General features: G+C 68.8%; 1 protein-coding gene. It reads right to left on the bottom strand.

Features of this window, described 5'->3' with window-relative positions:
• On the bottom strand, positions 1-215 hold a 215-nt coding region (locus tag QM517_RS18175; RefSeq protein ID WP_283289566.1), incomplete at both ends, for a DNA gyrase subunit A.

Below are 215 nucleotides of genomic sequence, written 5' to 3'. Positions count from 1 at the left end.
GCACCAGGGCGTCGTAGATCGGGGCGTCACCGTGCGGGTGGTAGTGCCGCATGACCTCGCCGACGACGCGGGCGCACTTCGAGAACGACTTGTGGGGACGGAAGCCGCCGTCGTACATGCCGTAGATGTCGCGGCGGTGCACGGGCTTCAGGCCGTCGCGCACGTCGGGCAGCGCTCGCCCGACGATGACGCTCATCGCGTAGTCGAGGTAGCTC

This window comes from Microbacterium sp. IEGM 1404 (assembly GCF_030056775.1).
In the GTDB taxonomy this organism is placed as follows: Bacteria; Actinomycetota; Actinomycetes; order Actinomycetales; family Microbacteriaceae; genus Microbacterium.
This window is presented reverse-complemented; position numbering and strand designations above follow the sequence as displayed.